Annotated in this window: 1 pseudogene; it reads left to right on the plus strand. The window is 62.9% G+C overall.

Annotated elements, in window-relative coordinates:
* Positions 1-367 (plus strand): annotated as a pseudogene (locus tag JWG43_RS18655) (FAD-containing monooxygenase EthA); the annotation flags it as partial.
* Positions 368-428 lie beyond the last annotated feature (61 nt).

Genomic DNA, 428 nt, shown 5'->3' on the forward strand with positions numbered 1-428 from the left:
GTACTTCTACAGCCTCGCCCGTCGCAAGCCCAAGGCATTCAAAGAGTTCATCATCCGCATGGCCGGCAAGCAAATCTGCCCCGGCTTCGACGTGCGCAAACACCTCACGCCGCGCTACAACCCGTGGGACCAGCGCCTGTGCCTCGTGCCCGATGGCGACCTGTTCAAGACCATCCGTGCAGGCAAGGCGTCGATTGCGACCGACGAAATCGCGCGCTTCACGCCGACCGGCCTGCAGCTCAAGAGCGGTGAACATCTTGACGCTGACGTGATCGTCACGGCCACTGGGCTCAAGCTGAAGGTGCTGGGCGGCGCGGCCATCACTGTCGACGGGCGTGCCGTGAATCTGGCCGAGACGGTGTCGTACTAGGGCATGATGTACAGCGGCGTGCCGAACCTCGCGTCGTCGTTCGGCTATACGAATGCGT

Origin of the sequence: Desulfobulbus alkaliphilus, from assembly GCF_016918545.1 — a bacterium.
Taxonomy (GTDB): Bacteria; Desulfobacterota; Desulfobulbia; order Desulfobulbales; family Desulfobulbaceae; genus Desulfobulbus; species Desulfobulbus alkaliphilus.